Source organism: Microbacterium sp. CPCC 204701 (assembly GCF_004010105.1).
In the GTDB taxonomy this organism is placed as follows: Bacteria; Actinomycetota; Actinomycetes; order Actinomycetales; family Microbacteriaceae; genus Microbacterium.
The window spans coordinates 1-2,654 of sequence record NZ_RRYE01000393.1 but is presented as its reverse complement, the minus strand read 5'-3'; the positions used below and the strand labels follow the sequence as shown (position 1 = coordinate 2,654).

At 70.9% G+C, this 2,654-nt stretch carries 3 protein-coding genes and 1 pseudogene; 2 read left to right on the top strand and 2 right to left on the bottom strand.

Translation table 11 applies throughout. The features are described from left to right. Both EIO58_RS15855 and EIO58_RS15850 read left to right on the top strand, forming a co-directional pair. A partial coding sequence (locus EIO58_RS15855; RefSeq protein ID WP_127820313.1) for a peptidase C39 family protein occupies nt 1–829 on the top strand: 829 nt, incomplete at its 5' end. A gap of 293 nt (nt 830–1,122) precedes the next feature. Further along, nucleotides 1,123–1,638 carry a hypothetical protein gene (locus EIO58_RS15850; protein ID WP_127820312.1) on the top strand — a complete coding sequence of 172 codons (516 nt, stop codon included), beginning with the start codon at nt 1,123–1,125 and terminating at the stop codon, nt 1,636–1,638. A 72-nt stretch (nt 1,639–1,710) separates the two neighbouring features. Here EIO58_RS15850 and EIO58_RS15845 read toward each other — a convergent pair. Together EIO58_RS15845 and EIO58_RS18970 are read right to left on the bottom strand one after the other, a co-directional pair. Further along, nucleotides 1,711–2,100, bottom strand: a pseudogene (locus EIO58_RS15845) (YccF domain-containing protein). Between the two features lie 323 nt (nt 2,101–2,423). Beyond that, nucleotides 2,424–2,654: hypothetical protein (locus EIO58_RS18970; RefSeq protein ID WP_164861775.1), on the bottom strand; the 231-nt coding region annotated here is incomplete at its 5' end.

Below are 2,654 nucleotides of genomic sequence, written 5' to 3'. Positions count from 1 at the left end.
GGCGGCGCAGGCACTGGACGCGGTCATCGAGCGCGCACGAGCGCACGGCGACGCGGCGCTGAAATGGGAGGTCGCGGTCGGCGCGGGCGTCCCGGCGTTCGCGGCCGAGCGAGGCTTCGTCGCGATGCGGCGACCCTGGGCCGCCGTCGGCACCGAAGGCGTCGACGGATACGTCCTGTGGCTGACCGCCGCCGACCACGACGAGCCGGGGTACTACGCCCAGACCACGCTGTTCACGTGCGGTGCCGTCGCTGCGCTCATCGCGTCGGAGGGGAGCGGTCCCGGCGGGTTCGACGGCGGCGCAGGCGACCGCGACCGCGAGATCGCCTTCTGGCGGAGCGCGAGCAACTACCCGGCGTGCGAACCGATCGGCCTCGCCGTCGCGCTCCACGACCGGCTCGCCGACGCTCCCGTCGAGGTGGCGCTGGATCTCGAGGGCCCCGCGCTGCTCGAGGGGCTCGAGGGCTTCGACCGGTCATTCCGCGCAGAGCTCCAGGACGACTCGCTGCGCCAGGCGATCGCCCGTGGCATCCCCGTGCGCCGGGATCGGGTCGAGGTGGCCGAGATCGCGCGGCGCGTCGCGCGCGGCGAACGCGCACTTCTGCTCATCGACGAGGCGCCCATGCACGGCGAGGTCGGGCCGCACTGGATCGTCGCCCATGCCGTCGCCGGCGACGCTGTGGTCGTCGAAGACCCCTGGATCAACGTCGAGGCCGGCGAGACCTGGGTCGACACCCACGAGCTGCCGATCCAACCCGCCGATCTCGATCTGCTCGTGCGCTGGAGCGACGACGCCTACCGCGGCGTGATCTTCGCCCGAGTGGCGTGAGGGCCGCGGTCGCGGCATCCGTCTGGTCCTTGCTCGGCTCGGGGCGGAGTCGTCGCGGCCTCGGGCTGTCGCTGAGATCAGGTGATCTGGCGAAGGCAGGATGTTCGGCGGCGCTTTCGTCCTGCGTTCGCGAGATCACCTGTTTCGGGTGACGGATGCCTCGGCGGCGGGCTTGCGGCGGGCGCCGGGTGCGGCATCCGTCTGACTCCGTCGGTGCGACGCGGTTGGTCAGACCACACGATCCGCCGAGGTAGCGTATAAGCGTCCCCGAAACGATTCGAGAGGTATTCGTCATGCGTTCCCGCAGCACCGTCGTCCTGTCCGTCCTCGCCGCTTCCGGCCTCCTGCTCGCCGGCTGCGCCTCGGGCCAGCCCGGAGCAGCGCCCGACGCCGCTCCCATCGTGAGCGTCGTGGAGTCGTCGATGACCGAGCCCGCTGCCGTGGGGGAGCGTGTGGGTGTGGACGGCACCCAGCTCGAGGTGTGGAGCGGCATCGTCCCGGACGACGCCGCCGCCGGTGCGCTCGGCGCCCCCGAAGAGGGCACGCGGTGGGTCACGGCGAACGTCGCCCAGTGGGTCTCCGTCGAGGGCCTCACCGGAGCCGACCTTGCACCCGTCCTGCGCTCCACGGCCGACGAGTCCTTCGAGGGAGTCGCCGTGCCGCAGCAGAACGTCGACGTGGTCATGAAACCCGGTCGCTCGTACACCTACGTGTGGAGCTACGCGGTTCCCGAGGCGCTCGTCGACCCCGAGGCGCTCGTGCTCTGCGTCGACACCGGTGACGAGGGCTGCAGCGTCCTCACCAAGTGACCCGCGGCGGCCACGGCCGCCTCAGCAGACGCGTTCGCGCCGTGCTCCCTCGGGGGCACGGCGCGAAGTCGTTCACGCGATGCGGACCTGATCGGTGCGCACGATGTCTTTGCCGAGGAGCATGAGCGAGACCGGCACGAGCTTGAAGCTGGCGATGCCGAGCGGGATGCCGACGATCGTGATCATCATGGCGATGCCGGTGAGGATGTGGCCGATCGCGAGCCACCAGCCGGTTGAAGATCACCCACACGCGGTGCCGAGGGACGAACCGACCCCCGACGTCGGTTTGTCGACGATCGTGCGGCCGAAGGGCCATAGCGCGTACAGGCCGATGCGGAGCGAGGCGATGCCCCACGGGATCGTGAGGATCAGGATGCACAGCACCACCCCGGCGAGCAGGTAACCGAGGAACATGCAGAGCCCCGACAGCACGAGCCAGATGATGTTGAGGAGGGTGCGTATGGATCCATCCTGCGTGCGTGCGGCCGGGAGGGCGCCGTGCGGACTCGGGCATGGGCTGAGGGATGTGCCGGGTTGAGGGATCTGCCGGGGTTGAGGGATCTGCCGGGGTTGAGGGATCTGCCGGGTTGAGGGACCAGCCGGTCTGAGGGATGTGCCGGGTTCAGGGATCAGCCGGGCCCAGAAGTCTTGCCGGGCCCAGAAGATCTGCTGGCCCAGAAGTTCTCCCGAGCTGAGGAGATGCGCCGAGCTGAGGACCGATATTGCGCCTTCGGTCCTCAGCTCGGCAACGCTCCTCACACGGGCACAGGCCACCGCCGGGCCGGTCAGTCGGTCGTTGGTGAGGTCGCGCGCCGGTCGTCGAGGGCGCGCTGCGCGCGGCGCACGATGCCCACGAGGCCCGCGACCAGCGCGATTGCCCCGAGGACGAGCACGACGTAGGCCGCCACGGCGGCGGGCGACAGCGACAGCGTCGAGTCCGCGAGCGCGGTGCGCCGGTCGGGGCTCACCGTGACCCACAGCGCGACGGCGGCGATCGCCGCGAGGACGGCGCCCCA